The sequence below is a fragment of the Reyranella aquatilis genome (assembly GCF_020880995.1).
Lineage (GTDB): Bacteria > Pseudomonadota > Alphaproteobacteria > Reyranellales > Reyranellaceae > Reyranella > Reyranella aquatilis.
The window spans coordinates 39,748-55,802 of the sequence record NZ_JAJISD010000018.1 but is presented as its reverse complement, the minus strand read 5'-3'; the positions used below and the strand labels follow the sequence as shown (position 1 = coordinate 55,802).

At 67.3% G+C, this 16,055-nt stretch carries 16 protein-coding genes; 9 read left to right on the top strand and 7 right to left on the bottom strand.

Translation table 11 applies throughout. The features are described from left to right. Nucleotides 1-3 precede the first annotated feature (3 nt). From LJ725_RS27770 to LJ725_RS27760, 3 genes are read right to left on the bottom strand one after another with little or no spacing between them, the layout of a single operon-like run. Nucleotides 4-843 (bottom strand): DUF3883 domain-containing protein, encoded by an 840-nt coding sequence (locus LJ725_RS27770; protein WP_230554216.1) that lies wholly within the window; start codon nucleotides 841-843, stop codon nucleotides 4-6. 12 nt (nucleotides 844-855) lie between these two features. Next, the gene (locus LJ725_RS27765) at nucleotides 856-2,232 is read right to left on the bottom strand and encodes a CoA transferase (protein ID WP_230554215.1); all 1,377 of its coding nucleotides are present in this window, start codon (nucleotides 2,230-2,232) and stop codon (nucleotides 856-858) included. Beyond that, the gene (locus LJ725_RS27760) at nucleotides 2,229-2,945 is read right to left on the bottom strand and encodes an alpha/beta hydrolase (RefSeq protein WP_230554214.1); all 717 of its coding nucleotides are present in this window, start codon (nucleotides 2,943-2,945) and stop codon (nucleotides 2,229-2,231) included. Before LJ725_RS27760 ends, LJ725_RS27765 begins: the two co-directional genes overlap by 4 nt. 56 nt (nucleotides 2,946-3,001) lie before the next feature. On the opposite strand from LJ725_RS27760, the gene LJ725_RS27755 reads away from it, so the two are divergent. The 3 genes from LJ725_RS27755 to LJ725_RS27745 are packed head-to-tail and all read left to right on the top strand — an operon-like array spanning nucleotide 3,002 to nucleotide 6,481. Beyond that, complete coding sequence (locus LJ725_RS27755) at nucleotides 3,002-3,274, top strand: FeoA family protein (RefSeq protein WP_230554213.1); 273 nt, start codon at nucleotides 3,002-3,004, stop codon at nucleotides 3,272-3,274. Between the two features lies 1 nt (nucleotide 3,275). Continuing rightward, entirely contained in the window at nucleotides 3,276-5,156 is a 1,881-nt protein-coding gene (gene feoB / locus LJ725_RS27750; RefSeq protein WP_230554212.1) for a ferrous iron transport protein B, read from the top strand. Between the two features lie 2 nt (nucleotides 5,157-5,158). Continuing rightward, nucleotides 5,159-6,481, top strand: coding sequence for a PepSY-associated TM helix domain-containing protein (locus tag LJ725_RS27745; RefSeq protein WP_230554211.1), 1,323 nt, complete (start codon nucleotides 5,159-5,161; stop codon nucleotides 6,479-6,481). Between the two features lies 1 nt (nucleotide 6,482). Here LJ725_RS27745 and LJ725_RS27740 read toward each other — a convergent pair whose 3' ends face one another. From LJ725_RS27740 to LJ725_RS27730, 3 genes are all read right to left on the bottom strand, one after another. Next, nucleotides 6,483-8,198, bottom strand: a complete 1,716-nt coding sequence (locus tag LJ725_RS27740) for a glycosyltransferase family 39 protein (protein ID WP_329958403.1) — start codon at nucleotides 8,196-8,198, stop codon at nucleotides 6,483-6,485. Between the two features lie 137 nt (nucleotides 8,199-8,335). After that, entirely contained in the window at nucleotides 8,336-8,698 is a 363-nt protein-coding gene (locus LJ725_RS27735; protein ID WP_408015778.1) for a DMT family protein, read from the bottom strand. Between the two features lie 8 nt (nucleotides 8,699-8,706). Further along, entirely contained in the window at nucleotides 8,707-9,678 is a 972-nt protein-coding gene (locus tag LJ725_RS27730) for a Bug family tripartite tricarboxylate transporter substrate binding protein (protein WP_230554209.1), read from the bottom strand. A gap of 105 nt (nucleotides 9,679-9,783) precedes the next feature. Between LJ725_RS27730 and LJ725_RS27725 the strand changes: the two genes are divergently transcribed. Genes LJ725_RS27725 through LJ725_RS27715 form a run of 3 tightly spaced genes read left to right on the top strand, consistent with a single transcriptional unit; the run spans nucleotide 9,784 to nucleotide 12,755 of the window. Then, nucleotides 9,784-10,839, top strand: coding sequence for a TRAP transporter substrate-binding protein (locus LJ725_RS27725; RefSeq protein WP_230554208.1), 1,056 nt, complete (start codon nucleotides 9,784-9,786; stop codon nucleotides 10,837-10,839). A gap of 12 nt (nucleotides 10,840-10,851) precedes the next feature. Then, on the top strand, nucleotides 10,852-11,454 hold the full coding sequence (locus LJ725_RS27720) for a TRAP transporter small permease subunit (protein WP_230554207.1): 603 nt from the start codon (nucleotides 10,852-10,854) through the stop codon (nucleotides 11,452-11,454). Next, entirely contained in the window at nucleotides 11,451-12,755 is a 1,305-nt protein-coding gene (locus tag LJ725_RS27715) for a TRAP transporter large permease (RefSeq protein WP_230554206.1), read from the top strand. The genes LJ725_RS27720 and LJ725_RS27715 overlap by 4 nt, the downstream gene beginning before the upstream one ends. On the opposite strand, the gene LJ725_RS27710 is transcribed toward LJ725_RS27715, so the two are convergent. Beyond that, nucleotides 12,756-14,189 carry an amidase gene (locus LJ725_RS27710; protein ID WP_230554205.1) on the bottom strand — a complete coding sequence of 478 codons (1,434 nt, stop codon included), beginning with the start codon at nucleotides 14,187-14,189 and terminating at the stop codon, nucleotides 12,756-12,758. A gap of 58 nt (nucleotides 14,190-14,247) precedes the next feature. On the opposite strand from LJ725_RS27710, the gene LJ725_RS27705 reads away from it, so the two are divergent. From LJ725_RS27705 to LJ725_RS27695, 3 genes are read left to right on the top strand one after another with little or no spacing between them, the layout of a single operon-like run. Further along, nucleotides 14,248-15,003, top strand: a complete 756-nt coding sequence (locus LJ725_RS27705; RefSeq protein WP_230554204.1) for a TSUP family transporter — start codon at nucleotides 14,248-14,250, stop codon at nucleotides 15,001-15,003. After that, on the top strand, nucleotides 15,000-15,200 hold the full coding sequence (locus tag LJ725_RS27700) for a hypothetical protein (protein ID WP_230554203.1): 201 nt from the start codon (nucleotides 15,000-15,002) through the stop codon (nucleotides 15,198-15,200). Before LJ725_RS27705 ends, LJ725_RS27700 begins: the two co-directional genes overlap by 4 nt. Continuing rightward, complete coding sequence (locus LJ725_RS27695; protein ID WP_230554202.1) at nucleotides 15,197-16,000, top strand: crotonase/enoyl-CoA hydratase family protein; 804 nt, start codon at nucleotides 15,197-15,199, stop codon at nucleotides 15,998-16,000. Before LJ725_RS27700 ends, LJ725_RS27695 begins: the two co-directional genes overlap by 4 nt. The last annotated feature ends 55 nt before the right edge of the window (nucleotides 16,001-16,055 follow it).

Here is a 16,055-nt window from a genome sequence, read left to right as displayed (position 1 = left end):
CCGCTACTTCAGCGACGCTTGAAACGTCAGAGCTTCGAGTTGCAATACTGCCTCGAGCGGCGGCTTCAAAGTGAAGAGTCCCGGCTGCCGCGAAAAGTCATGCAGGCGATACAATCTGAATGCGTCTGGTCGCTCTCTTGCAACTTCGTTTTCATTGCGGGTCAGGTAGAACGGGGTGGTGCTGCCGCCGCGAGTTGTTTTGACTTCGATCCATCGTTCTGAACCGGATGGGTCGTAGGATCGGATGTCGTATCCCGCGCCGTCGCCGTCCTCTTTCGAGACCCACCGCACCTTCCTCGCCAGGTCGCGTCGATCGGCCGAGATGAGCAGTTCTTGTTCTCGTTCATAAATCAACTGCTCGCCGGCTTCTCCGAGAGCCCGATTCATCTGATCACGGAGAGCGGGATCGAACTTTCGCGCCACGCGTTCAAAAGCTCGCTTGGCCTTCGCGTTGATCGGGGGGCTTGATGGCGGCGGTCCTACGAAGAGGGCTGGCATGTCGCCGAATCCCGCCAACGGTCTGGTCGCCATCGGCACAGGATCGGGTTGGTCTTCCAAGTATCGCCCGATGGCGAGTGCGATAGCGCCCTGGAAATTCCAGGCCGGAACATACCCGCGGATCCGGGGGAGCCCGAGTTGCGTCAAGACGGCCGAGATATTCTGGTGCTTGAACTCGATCGATCCATCGCTCCTGGGGATTTGCGCCTTCAGGGCGCGGCGATGCTCCGTCTTTCGGATGGTTTGGCCAGCCTGTTCCTCCTTTAGCATGGCGAAGTAGTCGGCAACGATCAGGTCGAGCTCGGCGCTCGACCAGTCGGTACCGGCGACCCCCATGTCTGTCATGCCGGCGCCGGCTTAAGCCCACCGGGCGGGCGAGGTGCCGAGCGGTTCGGCGGGCCGGGCGTAGTAAGGCGGAGTCTCGCCGAGCTGAACCACCGGCCTCAGGTGGCGAAGGCGGCCCAGCGGGCCGACGCTCTCTGTGAGGAGAGGGAGCAGCACCGTGTCGGAAAGTTCGGCCGCGCCCTTCGAGGCGTCGACCGTGCCGAGGTTCGCCAGCCAGTGCGCGACCTGCACCAGCGAGACGCGAACCTGCCACGAGCCGCCCTGCTCGACCCGACGGGCCAGCGCCACCAGCGCGCCCAGCGCGCCGAGATAGCCCGCGATGTAATCGAGCGCCTGGACCGGCAGGTTGCGCGGCTTGTCGAGCGAGCCCTGCGTGGCGGCCAGGCCGGTGACGTTCTGCACGATCGAATCGAAGCCACGGCGCTGTGACCACGGGCCTTCGTGGCCGTAGGCGCAGAGGCTGACGCAGACGATGCCGGGCCGCAGCGCCGCCACCTGCTCGGGCGAGAAGCCGCGCGCGGCCAGCGTGCCGGGTCGATAGCCTTGCGTGAAAATGTCGGCGTCCTTCAGCAGCGCCTTCATCGTCTCGACGCCGGCGGGTTCGCGCAGGTCGATCCAGGCGCAGCGCTTGCCGTGGCCGGTGTCCATCAGCAGCTCGGCCTGATAGGGCAGGTGCGGCGCCGCGACGTGCAGCACGTCGGCGCCGTTCTCCGCCAGCACGCGGCCGCTTGTGGGACCGGCCAGCACGCGCGTGAGGTCGAAGGCGCGAATGCCCGAAAGAGGGCGGTCGCCCGTCGGCAATTGCTCGGCCGGCGCGTCGCCGATCTTCACGATGTCGATCAGCGGCAGCTTCGCGACAGCGACGCCATGCGGATGGGCGTTCCACTCCTCGCGGCTGCGCGTCAGGCCGCCGACGCAGCCGCCCGCGGCAATCGCCTCCTCGATCGCCAGTCCGTCCCACTTGGCGACCGCGGCGGCCAGCGCCTCGCGCGTGTCGCCCTCGGCGCCGGCGATGCGCAGTGCGCCGGCGCGATGGTGCGGATGGTTGGTGTGGATGAACATATGCCGCCCGTCGCGCGTCGGATAGTGGCCGGACAGCGGATCCCACGAGACCGGCCTCTCGCCGTTGCGCAGGACGTAGGTGTTGGAGCGCAGCGAGGCGGTCGCGGCGGCGAGGTCGACGGCGACCGACTGCGGTTTGCCGGTCCTGAGCCGCCACAGGTCTGAGACGGCGAGGCCGACGGCGCCCAGCGCCGCGGCACCGGCCGTGCCGACGCGCCATGGCGTCTGGAAGACCGGATCGCCGTCGCCGGTGATCGTGAGCCGGTCGTCCGCGCGCTTGGCACGGCCGAGTTGGCCCAGGATCGAGTAGACCAGGTCGTCGTTCACTTCCCGCCCGCCATGATCCTGGTCAGGAGAGCCATGAACTCCTTGGGGCAGGTGATGTGCGGGTTGTGGCTGCTGTCGAGCTCGTAGCAGGTCCAGCCGGCTTCGCTGCGGGCGCGATCGGCGAACTGGCGGAACACGTCGCCCGGACCGTTGCGCGTCGCATAGATGTAGTCGCGCGGCGGCAGCGGCTCCCTGGACTCGAGCTTGATGCGCTGCTCGAAGGTCTTGATCGGCTGCGGCCGGCGGCGCGGGCTGGCCCAGGCCACATCCTCCGGCGCCGTGTCCGGCGGCATCGGGTTGATCGGCAGTTTCCAGCCCTCGCCATCCTTCTCGGCGCCCTTGCGCATGTTGCCCTCGGCCTTCGGTCCGACGAGGTCGAACAGGCTCTGGCCGTCGCGCGGGGCGAAGGCGTCGATGTACACGATGCGTGCGAGACGGCTGCCGACGCGGTCGGCGACACCCGTCGCGACCATACCGCCATAGGAATGGCCCAGAAGGACCACGTCGTTCAGGTCCTCGAACTCGATCTCGGCTACGACATCCTCGATGTGGGTCGAGAGGTCGATGTTGGGGTTGGCGAGGTGGGCGCGGGCGCCGAGGCCGGTGTAGGTCGGGGCAAAGAATTGATGGCCGGCATCGCGCAACAAAGGTCGCATTTTCTTCCAAGCCCAGGCGGCCGACCATGCGCCATGCGCCAGAACGATATTCGCCATGCCCTTACCTCCCGCTGGCAAGCCAACAATTTCGATGCTACTACGAATTACTCTCAATGAGCAGCCAATCAACCATAGCACTTGGCAAGGCCCGCGTGGGCTTCCGCGGCCGCATACAGGCCATCGTCGCGGGACGCGTCGCCGCGGGCATGCCGGCACCCGAACTGGAACGTCGCCTGATCGAGCTCGGCTTCGTCGAAGGGGCCGATGTCGAGGTCCTGCACGAGGGCCTGTTCGGCAGGGATCCCATCGCCGTGCGCGTCGCGCATACGACGATCGGGCTCCGCCGCCGCGAGGCGATGGCCGTCCTCGTCGAGGCGGGATCCTGACGTGACCGCTTCGTCCCCGACCGCCGTGCCCGTCGTCGCGCTGGTCGGCAATCCCAATTGCGGCAAGACCGCGCTGTTCAATTCCCTGACAGGCAGCCGGCAGAAGGTCGCCAACTATCCCGGCGTCACGGTCGAGAAGAAGGTGGGCCCGTTGACCACGCCGGCCGGCCGCGCCGTACGCATCGTCGACCTGCCGGGCACCTATTCGCTGCGTGCGCGTTCGCCCGACGAGGAGGTGACGCGCGACGTCGTCCTGGGGCGGACCCAGAACGACGTGATCCCCGACCTCATCGTGTGCGTCGCCGACGCCTCGAACCTGCGCCTGGCGCTTCGGCTCGTCCTCGAACTCAAGCAGGTCGGGCGGCCGGTCATGCTGTCGCTCAACATGATGGACATCGCGCGCCGACGCGGCATCGAGATCGACACCGACAAGCTGGCCGAGCAGCTGGGCCTGCCGGTGGTGACATCCGTCGCCGTGCGCCGCGGCGGCACGGATGCGCTGCTGGCTGAGGTCGATCGTCGCCTCGTCGCCGCGGAAGGCGCCACCCGGACTGTCTGGACCGCGCCCGACGCAGCCGCGCTGCGCAGCGCCCAGCGCGAGGCCGATCGCATCCTCGCCGCCGTCGTGAAGGGCCAGGGCGGCCGCGACAGCCTCACCGCGCGGGCCGATGCCGTGCTGCTGCACCCGGTCGCCGGCTTGGTCATCCTGCTCGCCATCCTGTTCGTGATGTTCCAGGCGGTCTTCGCCTGGGCGCAGCCAGGCATGGATGCGATCGAGGCCTGCTTCCATTTCCTCGGCGGTCTCGTCGAGCGGCTGCCGCTCCCCGATCTCCTGAAGAGCTTTCTCAAGGACGGGCTGATCGGCGGCGTCGGCAGCGTGATCGTGTTCCTGCCGCAGATCGTCATCCTGTTCTTCTTCATCCTCCTGCTGGAGGATCTGGGCTACATGGCGCGCGCGGCGTTCCTGATGGATCGCATCATGGGCGGCGCGGGGCTGCACGGCCGCGCCTTCATCCCACTGCTTTCGTCCTTCGCCTGCGCCATCCCGGGCATCATGTCGACGCGCGTGATCGACGACCGGCGCGACCGGCTCACCACCATCCTGGTGGCGCCGCTGATGACCTGCTCGGCGCGTATCCCGGTCTATACGCTGATCATCGGCGCTTTCATTCCCGACCGCGAGGTCTGGGGCTTCGTCGGCCTGCAGGGGCTGGTGATGTTCGGCCTCTATACGGTGGGCATCGCGAGCGCACTCGCCGTGTCGTTCGTGGTCAAGCGGCTGATCTGGCGCGGCCAGCCCGGCGAGCCGTTCATGCTCGAACTGCCCGACTACAAGCTGCCGCAGCCGAAGAGCCTGGCCATCGGCCTGTGGACGCGCGCCACGATCTTCCTGAAGCGCGCCGGCACCACGATCCTGTCGATGATGATCCTGATCTGGGCGCTGGCCTCGTTCCCGCAGCCGCCCGAGGGCGCGACAGAGCCGGCGATCAACTACAGCCTCGCCGCCCGGATCGGCACCGCCATCCAGCCGCTGACCGAGCCGCTGGGCTTCAACTGGCAGATCAACGTCGCGCTGATCCCCGGCATGGCGGCCCGCGAAGTCGCGGTCGGGTCGCTGGGGACGATCTACGCGATCAGCGGCGGCGAGGAAGCGACCGACAAGATCGCCCAGGCCCTGAGTTCCCAATGGAGCCTCGCCACGGCGCTGGCCTTCCTTGCCTGGTACGTGTTCGCGCCGCAGTGCGCGTCGACCCTCGCCGTCATCCGCCGCGAGACCGGCGGCTGGCGTTGGCTCTGGGTCACGTTCTTCTACATGTTGGCGCTGGCGTACGTGGCGGCCTTCCTCACGTACCGGATCGCCGTGGCGTTCGGGGGAGGGTAGCGATGTCCGAGGGTCCGAAACCGCAGCGGCGCACCTTCCGCTACTGGCTGCAGCAGCTCCATCTCTGGGTCGGTCTCATCCTCCTTCTGCCGCTGGTGATGATGGGGATCACGGGTGCAGTGCTGGTCTACGCCCACGACATCGAGCACCTGCTGGGGCAGGGCGAACCGGAAGTGAAGACGGCCGGCGCATGGCAGTCGGCCGGTAAACTCATCGAGGCCGCGAAGGCTGCGAACGCCGAGCCCGGCCGTGTCCCGATTGCGGTGCGGTGGCCCATCGAGGTCGGCGAGCCGGCAGCCGTACGACTGTCACGGCCCGGCATGGCGGGCGAGCGGCCCCAGTTCCGCGGTGGCGGCCAAGGCAGTCAAGGTGGCCAGGTGGCAGCACCCGGGGCCGCGCCGCAGCCGGGCCCCTCCGGTTCACCGGCCCAAGGCCGAGTGCCGACGCAGAGCCCGTTCGCCGGCAGCCTCCAGATCCTGATCGATCCCGTGTCGCTGCAAGTCCTCCAGACGCAGCAGGCGATGACCGGCTGGGTGCGCTTCTTCCACGACCTGCACGGCCATATCTTCATCCCGGGCGGCGTCGGCCGCGAGATCGTCGGCTGGCTCGGCGTGGCGATGCTCGTGCTGGGTTGCTCCGGCCTCTATCTCTGGTGGCCCAGGGCCGGCCAGTGGAAAGCGGCCTTCATGGTGCGCCGCAAGGCCAAGGGCCTGCGCCTGAACCGCGAGCTGCATGGCGCGGTTGGCATCTGGAGCCTCGTGATCTTCATGTTGGTGAACTTCACCGGCGTCTATCTCGCCTTCCCGCAGCAGATTTCGGCAGCGGTGAACACGGTCTGGCCGGGTCGCGACATGCGCGCGGCGATGTTCCAGGCACGCGTCGAGCCGATGCGCGGGGCCACTCCGATGGAAGTCGACGAAGCCATCGAACTCGCGCGGTCGCGCGTTCCCGGCACTCGCTTCCTCAACGCCTTCCTGTCGGTCCGTCCCGACCAGGCGATGCGTGTCGGTCTCATCCGGCCCGGCCACGAGGAGGGTGCGCCGGTGATCACGGTGATCATCGATCCCTACCGCCGGACCGTGGTCGACGTGTTCGATCCGCAGGCCATGTCGACCGGCGAGAAGATCATCGCGTGGCAGCGCGCGCTGCACTACGGCATCGGTCTGGGGGGCGTGTACAAGTTCCTGGTGTTCGTATCCGGCGTGATTATTCCGGTCTTTGCCGTCACCGGGTTCCTGATGTGGTGGATCAAGCGCCGCAACCGCCGCGCCGGCGAGCGGGCCAAGCAGGCAATCCTGCAGAGAGCCGGCCAGCCGGCCGAGTAGATCAGCGACTGCCGGGCGCGAGATCGTAGAGTGCGATCGCGCGACGCGGCTCGGCTTGCAGGGAGCGCCACAGTGCCGGATCGACGGCCGTTCCGCGCCCTCGCACCCAGGCATCGAAGTCAGCCGGCCGGCGTCCCGGCCACAGCAGAACGTATCGTACCTCACCGCGCTTCACCCGCTCGGCGAAGGCATCGAGGCTCATGATCGGGTCGTTGCCCAGATAGCCGCCGAAGGGCAGCACGGGCTGGCCGCTGTGGATGATGAGCGGAGAGGCCAGCAGCGCATTGGATGTGGCGGCCAGGAACTTCGCGGTGCCGCGCTGGGCTTCGAGGAATGATCGCAGCTTGGGATCATGGGCCTGCGAGCGGTGCGTGCGGGACAGGATGGGACCGCGCCCGTCGTCCAAGCCCAGCCAGCGCGGCAGACTGGCCGAGGGCAGCGTGAGATTGCCGGGCGAGAAGACCGGGCTGAGCGCCCAGGCCGTCGGCAGGACGATGAGCGCGACCACCCCGATCAGCGCCGTCAGCCGACGGTCGCGCCACGCCGCCGCCGCCGCCGCGAGCAGCGCGACCGCGGGGAAACCGATCCAGGTCGCGGTCCAGCCGAGCGTCGTCCCCGTGAGGTAGGCTTGCCAGAGAGCCGTCGCGGCTACGCCGAGGGCGAGGGCAGCCGCGCCGCGCCGCCAGAGTTCGACGCCGCCGATGGCTGCCAGCGCGGCCAGGGGCGGGGCGAGCGTCGCGAGATAGTAGATGTGGAAGATACCGCCGGCGGCGCTGTAGACGATGCCGTAGGTCAGGGCCCATCCGGCCCACAGCGCGACAGGGGCGCGACGCCGCCGCCAGGCCAGAACGGCGCCGAGCAGCGCGAAGGGCAGCGCCCAGGCGAACTGTGCCGCCAGCATCGGCGTGGCGAGACGCAACGGCCCGACGGGCACGGCGTCGTAGGCCATCGGGCCGGAGGTCTGCTGCGGTGTCTGCGCCGGGGGCGCTGTCCGCGCGGGCTGTCGATCGCGTACGAAGCGCTCGATTCCGTTGTGTCCGACGATCAGCTCGAGCATCGAGCCGCTCCTGCTGCTGCCGGCCTGCGGTCGCAGCCGTTCCGGAGTCAGGTCGAACACGACCGCCCATGACAGGGCGACGATCGCCAGCGCCAGTCCGGCAATGAACATCCACCCGAGGCGGCGAGGCCAGTCGAGCGGGCTGGAAAGCCACCAGCCCGCCAGCAGTGCCGGCCCGCAGACAAGGGCGGCCAGCATCTTGACGTTGAAGGCGAAGCCCAGGGCCACCATCGCGAACACCAGTGACAGGCCACGTCCCCTGAGCGCGAGCCAGGCCGCGATCAGCAGGAACAGGACCAGCCAGGCATCGGTGTTGTTGGAGCGGTCGACCGCGACGGCGATGGGCGACAAGGCCAGCAGGAAAGCCGCGATCGACGCCACTGTCCGGCCGAACGGCTTGCGCAGCAGGAAGTAAAGCAGGGCCACCGAGGTCGTGCCGGCCAACGCCTGCGGCAGGTGGATCGACCAGCCGCTGTAGCCCAGCACGGCCGCGAAGGCCGTCTGGATCCAGAAGGCGAGCGGTGGTTTGTCGAGCGAGACCAGCCCGGCCGGATCGAATGCATTGTAGAAGAATAGACCGGGCCCCTGCAGCATGCTGCGCACGCCGGCGGCGTAGTATTCGTTGCCGAAGCCGTTGGCGGAAAGATCCCAGAGGCGCAGCCCGGACGCGAGGACGAGGACTGCTGCGAGCAGCCCGAATTCCAGTCGTCGTCCGGGTCGGATCTGGTTCAGTCGTCGTTCTCCCTGAAGAGGCTACGCAGCGACGCGCCGTTCCATCCCGCCGCAGGACCCTGATTTCACCAGGAAGGCAGCGGACCCTTGAAGATGAAGAAGGCGCCGCCGCAGATCAGGGCGAAGCCGACCAGATGGTTCGAGGTGATGCGTTCGCCGAGGTAAAGCACCGAGAAGGCGGCGAAGACGGTGAGCGTGATCACCTCCTGCATGGTCTTGAGTTCCGCGGCTGAGTAGATCGCATGGCCGTACCGGTTGGCCGGGACGGCGAAGCAGTATTCGACGAAGGCGATGCCCCAGCTCGCCACCACCACCAGCCACAACGGCTTGTCGGTGAACTTCAGGTGCCCGTACCAGGCGAATGTCATGAAGACGTTCGAGATCAGCAACAGTACGATCGGCGTGACGGCGGCGGGCATGAAGGACATCGAACGGGTTACTCCGGTTTGATCTGCAGCTTCTTGATGAGGGGGACGACCATCTTGTCCTCGGCGTCGAACATCGCCGCGGTTTCCTGCGGCGTGGTCGGATAGGCCTCGGCGGTGAGTTCGGCGAAGCGCGCGACGACGGCGGGATCCTTGAGCACCTTGACCATCGCCTCGTTGAGTTTCGCCACGATCTCCGGCGGCATCTTGGCCGGGCCGAACAGGCCGGTGAAGGTCGCGAAGGTGAAGTTCTCGAGGCCCTTAACACCGCTTTCCTTGAAGGTCGGAACGTCGGGAAGCTGCGGCACGCGCTTGTCTGAGGTGATGGCGATGGCGCGCAGCTTGCCCGACTTTATGTTGCCGATGGCGGCGTTAAGCTGGTCGACCTGGGCCGGCACCTGGCCCGCCATGACGTCGATCATGGCCGCGCCCGATCCCTTGTAGTGGACCAGGGTGTACTTGGTGCCGGTGGCCTCGCCGATCAGTTCGATGGCGAGATGGTTGGTGGTGCCGACGCCGGAATCGGCGACGGCGAACTTGCCGTCCTTGCCCAGGGCGATGAAGTCGGCCAGCGTCTTGATCGGCGAGCTGGGCGGCACGACGAGGACGGCCGGTACGCGCTGGATGTGCGTGATAGGCGTGAAGGCGGTGCGCCAGTCGTAGGGCGCGTTGCCGTAGATGGCGGGCACCGCGACCAGCGAGTTGGCCGAGACCAGCAGGCTGGTCCCGTCGGGCGCCGAGCGGGCGACGATGTCGCTGCCGATCATGCCGCTGGCACCGGCCTTGTTCTCGACGATGACGGTGGTGCCCGTCACCTCTCGCAGCTTGTCGGCAATGATGCGGGCGGTGACGTCGATGTTCCCGCCCGGCGCATAGGGCGCCATGATCTTGATGGGCTTGTCGAAGGCCGGGGCCTGCGCCTGGCCTGTTCCCGCCCCTAGGGCAATGCCCAAAAGGGCGCCGGCAATCGCTATCGGACGCATGAGGTTCCTCCCGTTTGATTTGCCGCGAGCCTAGAAGAACGGCCATTGCGGCGCAAAGGCTCGGTGAATACGATGCGTGCAAATTCCAAGGGGGAGGGATAACCGATGGTGAAGACGGGAATTGCGGCTGCCCTGGCCGCAGCACTGATGATGGTCGCCGGTACAGGCGTGCAGGCGCAGGATCTGCCCAAGCAGAGCTTCAAGGTCGTTGGCAGCTTCGGCAATCTCAGCAACTGGATCAAGGTCGAGAAGCCCTTCTGGTCCGAGCAGGTCGTCAAGGATTCGAAGGGACAGATCACCGCCACGGCGCAGTCGACCACGGAGCTCAATCTCAAGGGCACCGAGGTGATGCGGCTGCTGAAGCTCGGCCTGTTCGACTTCGCGCACGCGCTGCCGATTTACGTCGCCGAGGACGCCATGCTCGAGGGAGTGGATATCGCGGGTGTCGCCAAGGACATGGCGACGGCGCGCAAGATCACCGAGGTCTGGGGACCGCAAATCGACAAGATTATGGGCCCGAAATACGGCGCCAAGATCCTGAACTGGTACACCTTCCCGACGCAGATGATCTGGTGCGCCCCGCAGATCAAGAGCGTCGCCGACCTCAAGGGCAAGAAGATCCGCGTGCAGGGCGTCAGTCAGGGCGACCTGGTGGAAGGGCTCGGCGCCACCGCCGTCACCATCCCGTTCGGCGAGGTCGTGCCGGCGTTGCAGCGTGGCACCGTCGATTGCGGCATTACCGGCACGATGCCGGCCTACAAGGCGGGCTGGCACGAGGTCGTCACCAGCGTGCTCGAGATGCCGGTCGGCTTCACCATCATCTACACCGCGGTAAGCGAAGCCTCGTGGAACAAGATGAGCGCGCCCACCAAGGAGTTCTTCACCAAGGAGATGAAGGCCTTCGAGGACGGCGCTTGGAAGACCATCGGCGACGAGGTCGAGATGGGTCTGATCTGCGTCAGCGGCGAGGGCGGTACCTGCAGCGAGGGCAAGCCTGGCAAGGTCGTGCGCATCAAGCCCAGCGATGCCGACGTGAAGGCGCGTGAGGCGGCGCTCAACGACGTGGCGCTGAAGCGCTGGGCCAAGCGCTGCGGCGCGGAATGCGCCAAGACGTGGACGGATACGGTCGGCAAGATGACCGGCCTGGTCGCGGCGCCGTAGACCGTACTCCGCGTGTTCAATCCCGTCGCGGCGGTCACGCCGCTCGCACGATCGGCCGCGATCATCTGCGGCTGGATCCTGATGGCGATCTCGTTCCTCACGGTGTTCGAGATCGTCGCCCGCCGCTGGTTTGGCTTCTCGCTGCGCGGCGTCGACGAGATCAGCGGCTATGTGCTGGCTATCACCAGCGCCGGCGGCTTTTGCTGGGCCTTCGTGACGCGCTCGCACATGCGCATCACGCTGCTCTTTCCCTACGTGCCGCCGCTGGCGCGGACGCTCCTCAACCTGCTGGCCATGCTGACGCTCGCCAGCATGGCGCTGTTCTGCGCGTGGCGCGGCTGGAGCGAACTCGCCGCGAACTTCGAGAGCGGCAAGCCGGCCAACACGCCGCTGCAGACGCCGCTCTGGATTCCGCAGGCCTTCTGGTTCGCGGGGCTGGCGCTGTTCGCGCTGACGACGGGCATCGCCGCGGCGCACGCTGTCGGTCTGCTGTTCCGTGACCGCGGCCTGCTCGACCAGCTCTACGGGCCCGCCTCGCTCGAGGAGGAGGTGCGCACGGAGGTGAGTCAGCTCGAGACACGTCTTTCCGAAGAAGGACCGGAGGTCCGGCCATGATGGACGCGGGCGGCGTTGCCCTGGGCTTCATCCTGATGCTGGGCCTGATGGCGCTCGGGCTGCACATCGCCACGGTGATGTTCGCCGTGGGGGCGATCGGCGCCGGGCTCTATTTCGGCATGCCGGCCATCAATGCGCTGGGCGTCGTCTACTTCGAATCGATGAACGATTCGCTGCTGCTGGCGCTGCCGCTGTTCATCCTGCTGGGCGAGATCCTGGTGCGCTGCGGTTCCACCGACCAAATGTACCGCTCCCTGTCGGACTGGCTCAATCCGCTGCCGGGCGGCCTGCTGCACACCAATGTCGCCTCCTCGGCGCTGTTCTCGGCCGTGTCGGGCTCCTCGGTTGCGACCGCAGCGACTATCGCCACCGTGGCGCTGCCGTCGTTCAAGACGCGCAAGTACAGCACGCCGATGGTACTGGGATCGATCGCCGCCGGCGGGTCGCTCGGCAACCTGATCCCGCCCGGCATCGGCTTCATCATCTACGGCGTGCTGACCAATACCTCGGTCGCCCGGCTCTATGCCGCCGGCGTGGTGCCCGGCGCGATCCTCACTCTGATGTTCATGCTGTGCATCGTCGTGCTGGCGATCCGCAATCCCGCGATCGCGCCGCGTGAGCCGGTCGTCGACCCACTCCCGGTCCGCCTCGCGCGGCTGAGCGGCCTCGTCGCACCGTCGCTGATCTTCATCGTCATCATGGGTTCGATCTATCTCGGCTGGGCGACACCGACGGAGGCGGCAGCCCTGGCCGTGGTAGCGGCCCTGCCGATCGCCGCATTCTACCGCCGGCTGACGATCAGGATGCTGCACGACGCCTTCCTCTCGACGGTGAACCTGACCGCGCTCTCGATGCTGATCCTGGCCGGTGCTTTCGCCATGAATTTCGTGCTGGGCCTGCTCGGCGCAACCGGAGCCCTGACGACCTATGTGGCGGGGATGAAGCTCGATGCCATCACCCTGATCTGGGTACTGTTCGCCTTCTACGTCATCCTCGGCACCTTCTTCGAGACGCTGCCGATGATGGTCGGTACGCTGCCGCTAGTGTTCCCCCTGATCAAGGCGGCCGGCATCGATCCGGTCTGGTTCGGCGTGTTTCTCGTGCTGATGTGCGAGATCAGCCTGATCAGCCCGCCCGTTGGCATGACGCTCTACGTCATCCAAGCGGTGCGCGGCGAGGGCTCGATCGCCGAGGTGTTCCGCGGCACCGTGCCCTTCTTCATCACCATGCTGCTGATGACCGTCCTGCTGATCTACTGGCAGGACATGGCGCTGTGGTTGCCGCGGCTCGCCTTCGACTGATCAGGCCGCTGGCGGGCGATGTTGCGCCCACGGACGTGCGCCTTCGAGCAGGGCGCCCATGCGCAGCACGTCGGTCTCCGCTCCCCACTTGCCGACGACCTGTACCGAAGTCGGCAGCCCGTCCGTGCCGAAGCCGGACGGGTAGGCGCAGGCGGGGTGGCCGGTCAGGTTGAAGGGATACTGGTAGGAGGTCCATCCCTGCCGGGTGATGCCGCACTTCACGCCGTCGATCATGACCTCGTCGTTGGCCGCGTCGTGCGTCACGTCGAGCGCGGTGCGGGCGTTGGTCGGCATCACCAGGAAGTCGTAACGATCGAACAGCGACTGGATCTTGCGGAACAAGGCCGTGCGGGCGAACTGCGCATTGCGGAAGTCCGCCAGTGTGAATTTGGCGCCACGCTCCATGAAGGCGAGCGTCACCGGGTCCATCTGGTTCTGCCACTTTGGCAGATACTGCGCGCAGAAGACGGCGAAGTTCGCCTGGTAGAGCACCCGGCCTTCGTATTCGATCCAGTCGATCTTCTCGGTGACCTCCTCGATCTCGACGCCCATCGCCTCCCAGGCCGCGAGCGAGGCGCGGGTGTTGTCGCGCACGTCGGCGGCCACGCGGGGGTTGGCCGTGCGCTCGATGTAGCCGATGCGGACGCCGGCCAGGTCGCTGCCCGCCAGCTTCGGGGAGAGCGGCTTCTGTGAAGGACCCGACAGGGTCCACGGATCCTTGTCGCTGGGGCCGACCAGCACCGAATGCATGATCGCGGCGTCGGTGACGGAGCGCGCCAGGGGGCCGGCATAGATGTTGTTGCCGTAGGCGTCGCGCGTCGTGTCGTAGGGCACTGCGCCCAGGGTCGGCTTGAGGCCGACCAGGCCCGAGCAGGAGGCGGGGCCGCGTACCGAGCCCGCACCGTCGGTGCCGAGCGACAGGGGGCCGAGGCCCGCGGCCACCGCCGCCGCGCCGCCGCCGCTGGATCCGCCCGGCGTACGTTCGAGGTTCCACGGGTTGCGGGTCACGCCGAACGGGCCGTCGGTCAGGCCCTTGACGCCGAACTCAGGCGTGGTCGCCTTGGCGAAGATGACCGCGCCGGCGGCCCGCAGGCGCTGCACCAGCAGATCGTCAGCGGCGGCCGGGCCGTTGCCTTCGAAGATCGCCGAGCCGTGGCGGGTCGGCGCGCCTTCGACATCGACCAGATCCTTCACGCTGATCGGGATTCCGTGCAGCGGCCCTAGGCGTTCACCGCGTGTGACGGCCTCCTCCGCCTTCTTCGCGTCGCGTCGCGCCCGGTCGACCATGACCTCGCGGAAGCAGTTGATGCGAGGATTGGCCCGCTCGGCGGCTTTCAGCACAGCATCGAGATATTCGACGGGCGAAAGCTTCTTACGGCGTATGAGGGCGGCGGCCTGCACGGCCGGGGTGAAGAGAAGATCTGTGTCGGTCATGGCCGGCACCCTAGCCCATCCTCGACACGGTCTGCACGCTGCGCTACGCCCACTGCCGATGTTCTCGCTTCCCGTCCTGGCGGCGCTCGCGGTCGTTGCCGTCGTGACCTCGTTCGTCTCCGGCATCTTCGGCATGGCGGGCGGGATGCTTCTGATCGGCTTCCTGCTGCTCCTGCTGCCGGTGCCGGTCGCCATGGTGTTCCATGGCGTCATCCAGATCGCGGCCAACGGCTGGCGCGCCTGGCTGTGGCGCCATCACGTCAACTGGAACGTCGTGCTGCAGTTCGGCGCCGGCGCCATGGCCTCGCTGGTCGTGTTCTCCTTCTTCGATTTCGTACCCGACAAGGCGCTGGTGTTGATGGCGGTCGGCGCGACGCCGTTCATTGCGCTCGCGGTGCCGCAGCGCATCGCCCCCAACATCGAGCGCGGCGGCCAGGCCTTTCTCGCGGGCGCGATCGGGGGAGCCATCCAGCTTGTCTCGGGCGTGACCGGCCCGCTGCTCGATATCTTCTACGTCCGGACGGGCATGACGCGGCAGGTCAACGTGGCCACCAAGGCCGCTGCGCAGGTGCTGGGCCATCTCACGAAGGTGCTCTACTTCGCCATGGTGATCGAAGGACCGGCCGGCCGCGAACTGGAACAGTGGCTGGTCATGGGCTACGCCGCCGTCTTCGCGGTGATCGGGACCACCTTGTCGCGCAGCTTCCTCGACCGTATGTCGGACAAGCAGTTCTACCACTGGACCCGACGGGTGATCCTGGCGCTCGGCGCGGTCTACATAGGGCAGGGCATCTGGCTGATGGTGACGCGATGAGCACTGTGAAGGATCAGGTCCGGGCGCTGCTCGACCGGCTGCCGGACGATTGCAGCTTTGCCGATGTGCAGCGCGGCATCGCGGTGATGATGTGGCCCAAGAGCGCCGACGGCAGCCTCGAGCCGCCCCGACGCGTGGACCCCGAGGAAGTGAAGCGTCGTCTGCGCGAATGGATGAAATCGGAGGGTGAAAAATGAAGGACCGCGTCTCGATCGATCTGAAGGACGGCGTGGCCGACGTCCGCCTGATCCGCGCCGACAAGATGAACGCGCTCGATCCCGCGATGTTCGAGGGCATCATCGAGGCGGGCGCGAAGCTCGCAGCCATGCCGGGGCTGCGCTGCGTCGTGCTCTCGGGCGAGGGCAAGGCCTTCTGCGCCGGCCTCGACATGGGCAGCTTCGCGGCCATGAAGGCAGAAGGCGACGCGGTGCCGGGCGTGCGCGATCTCACTACGCGCACCCACGGCATTGCCAACCGGCCGCAGCAATGCGCCTGGCTGTGGCGCGAGCTGCCGGTGCCGGTGATCGCCGCCGTGCATGGCGTGGCCTTCGGCGGCGGCTTCCAGATCGCCCTGGGACCGGACATCCGCTACGCCACGCCGGACGCGCGCTTCTCGGTAATGGAGATCAAGTGGGGCCTCGTGCCCGACCTCGCCGGCACGCAGCTGATGCGCCATCTGGCGCGCGAGGACGTTGTGCGCGAACTCACCTACACGGGCCGCATCTTCAACGGCACCGAGGCGCGCGAGATGGGGTTCGTGACTCGCGTGGTCGACGACCCGCGGGCGGCGGCGCTGGAAACGGCGCGCGAGATCGCCTCCAAGAGCCCCGATGCCATCCGCGCCAACAAGCGCCTCCTGAACGCAGCCGTCGCGACCGATGCCGCCTCCGGCCTGATGATGGAATCGGTCGAGCAGCAGACGCTGATCGGCTCGCCCAACCAGCTCGAAGCCATCATGTCCAACCTGCAGAAGCGGGCCGCGAACTACCGGGATTGATGCACCACCTCATCCTGAGAGCCTGGCCGGAAATGAATTGAAGCCATCCAAGCAC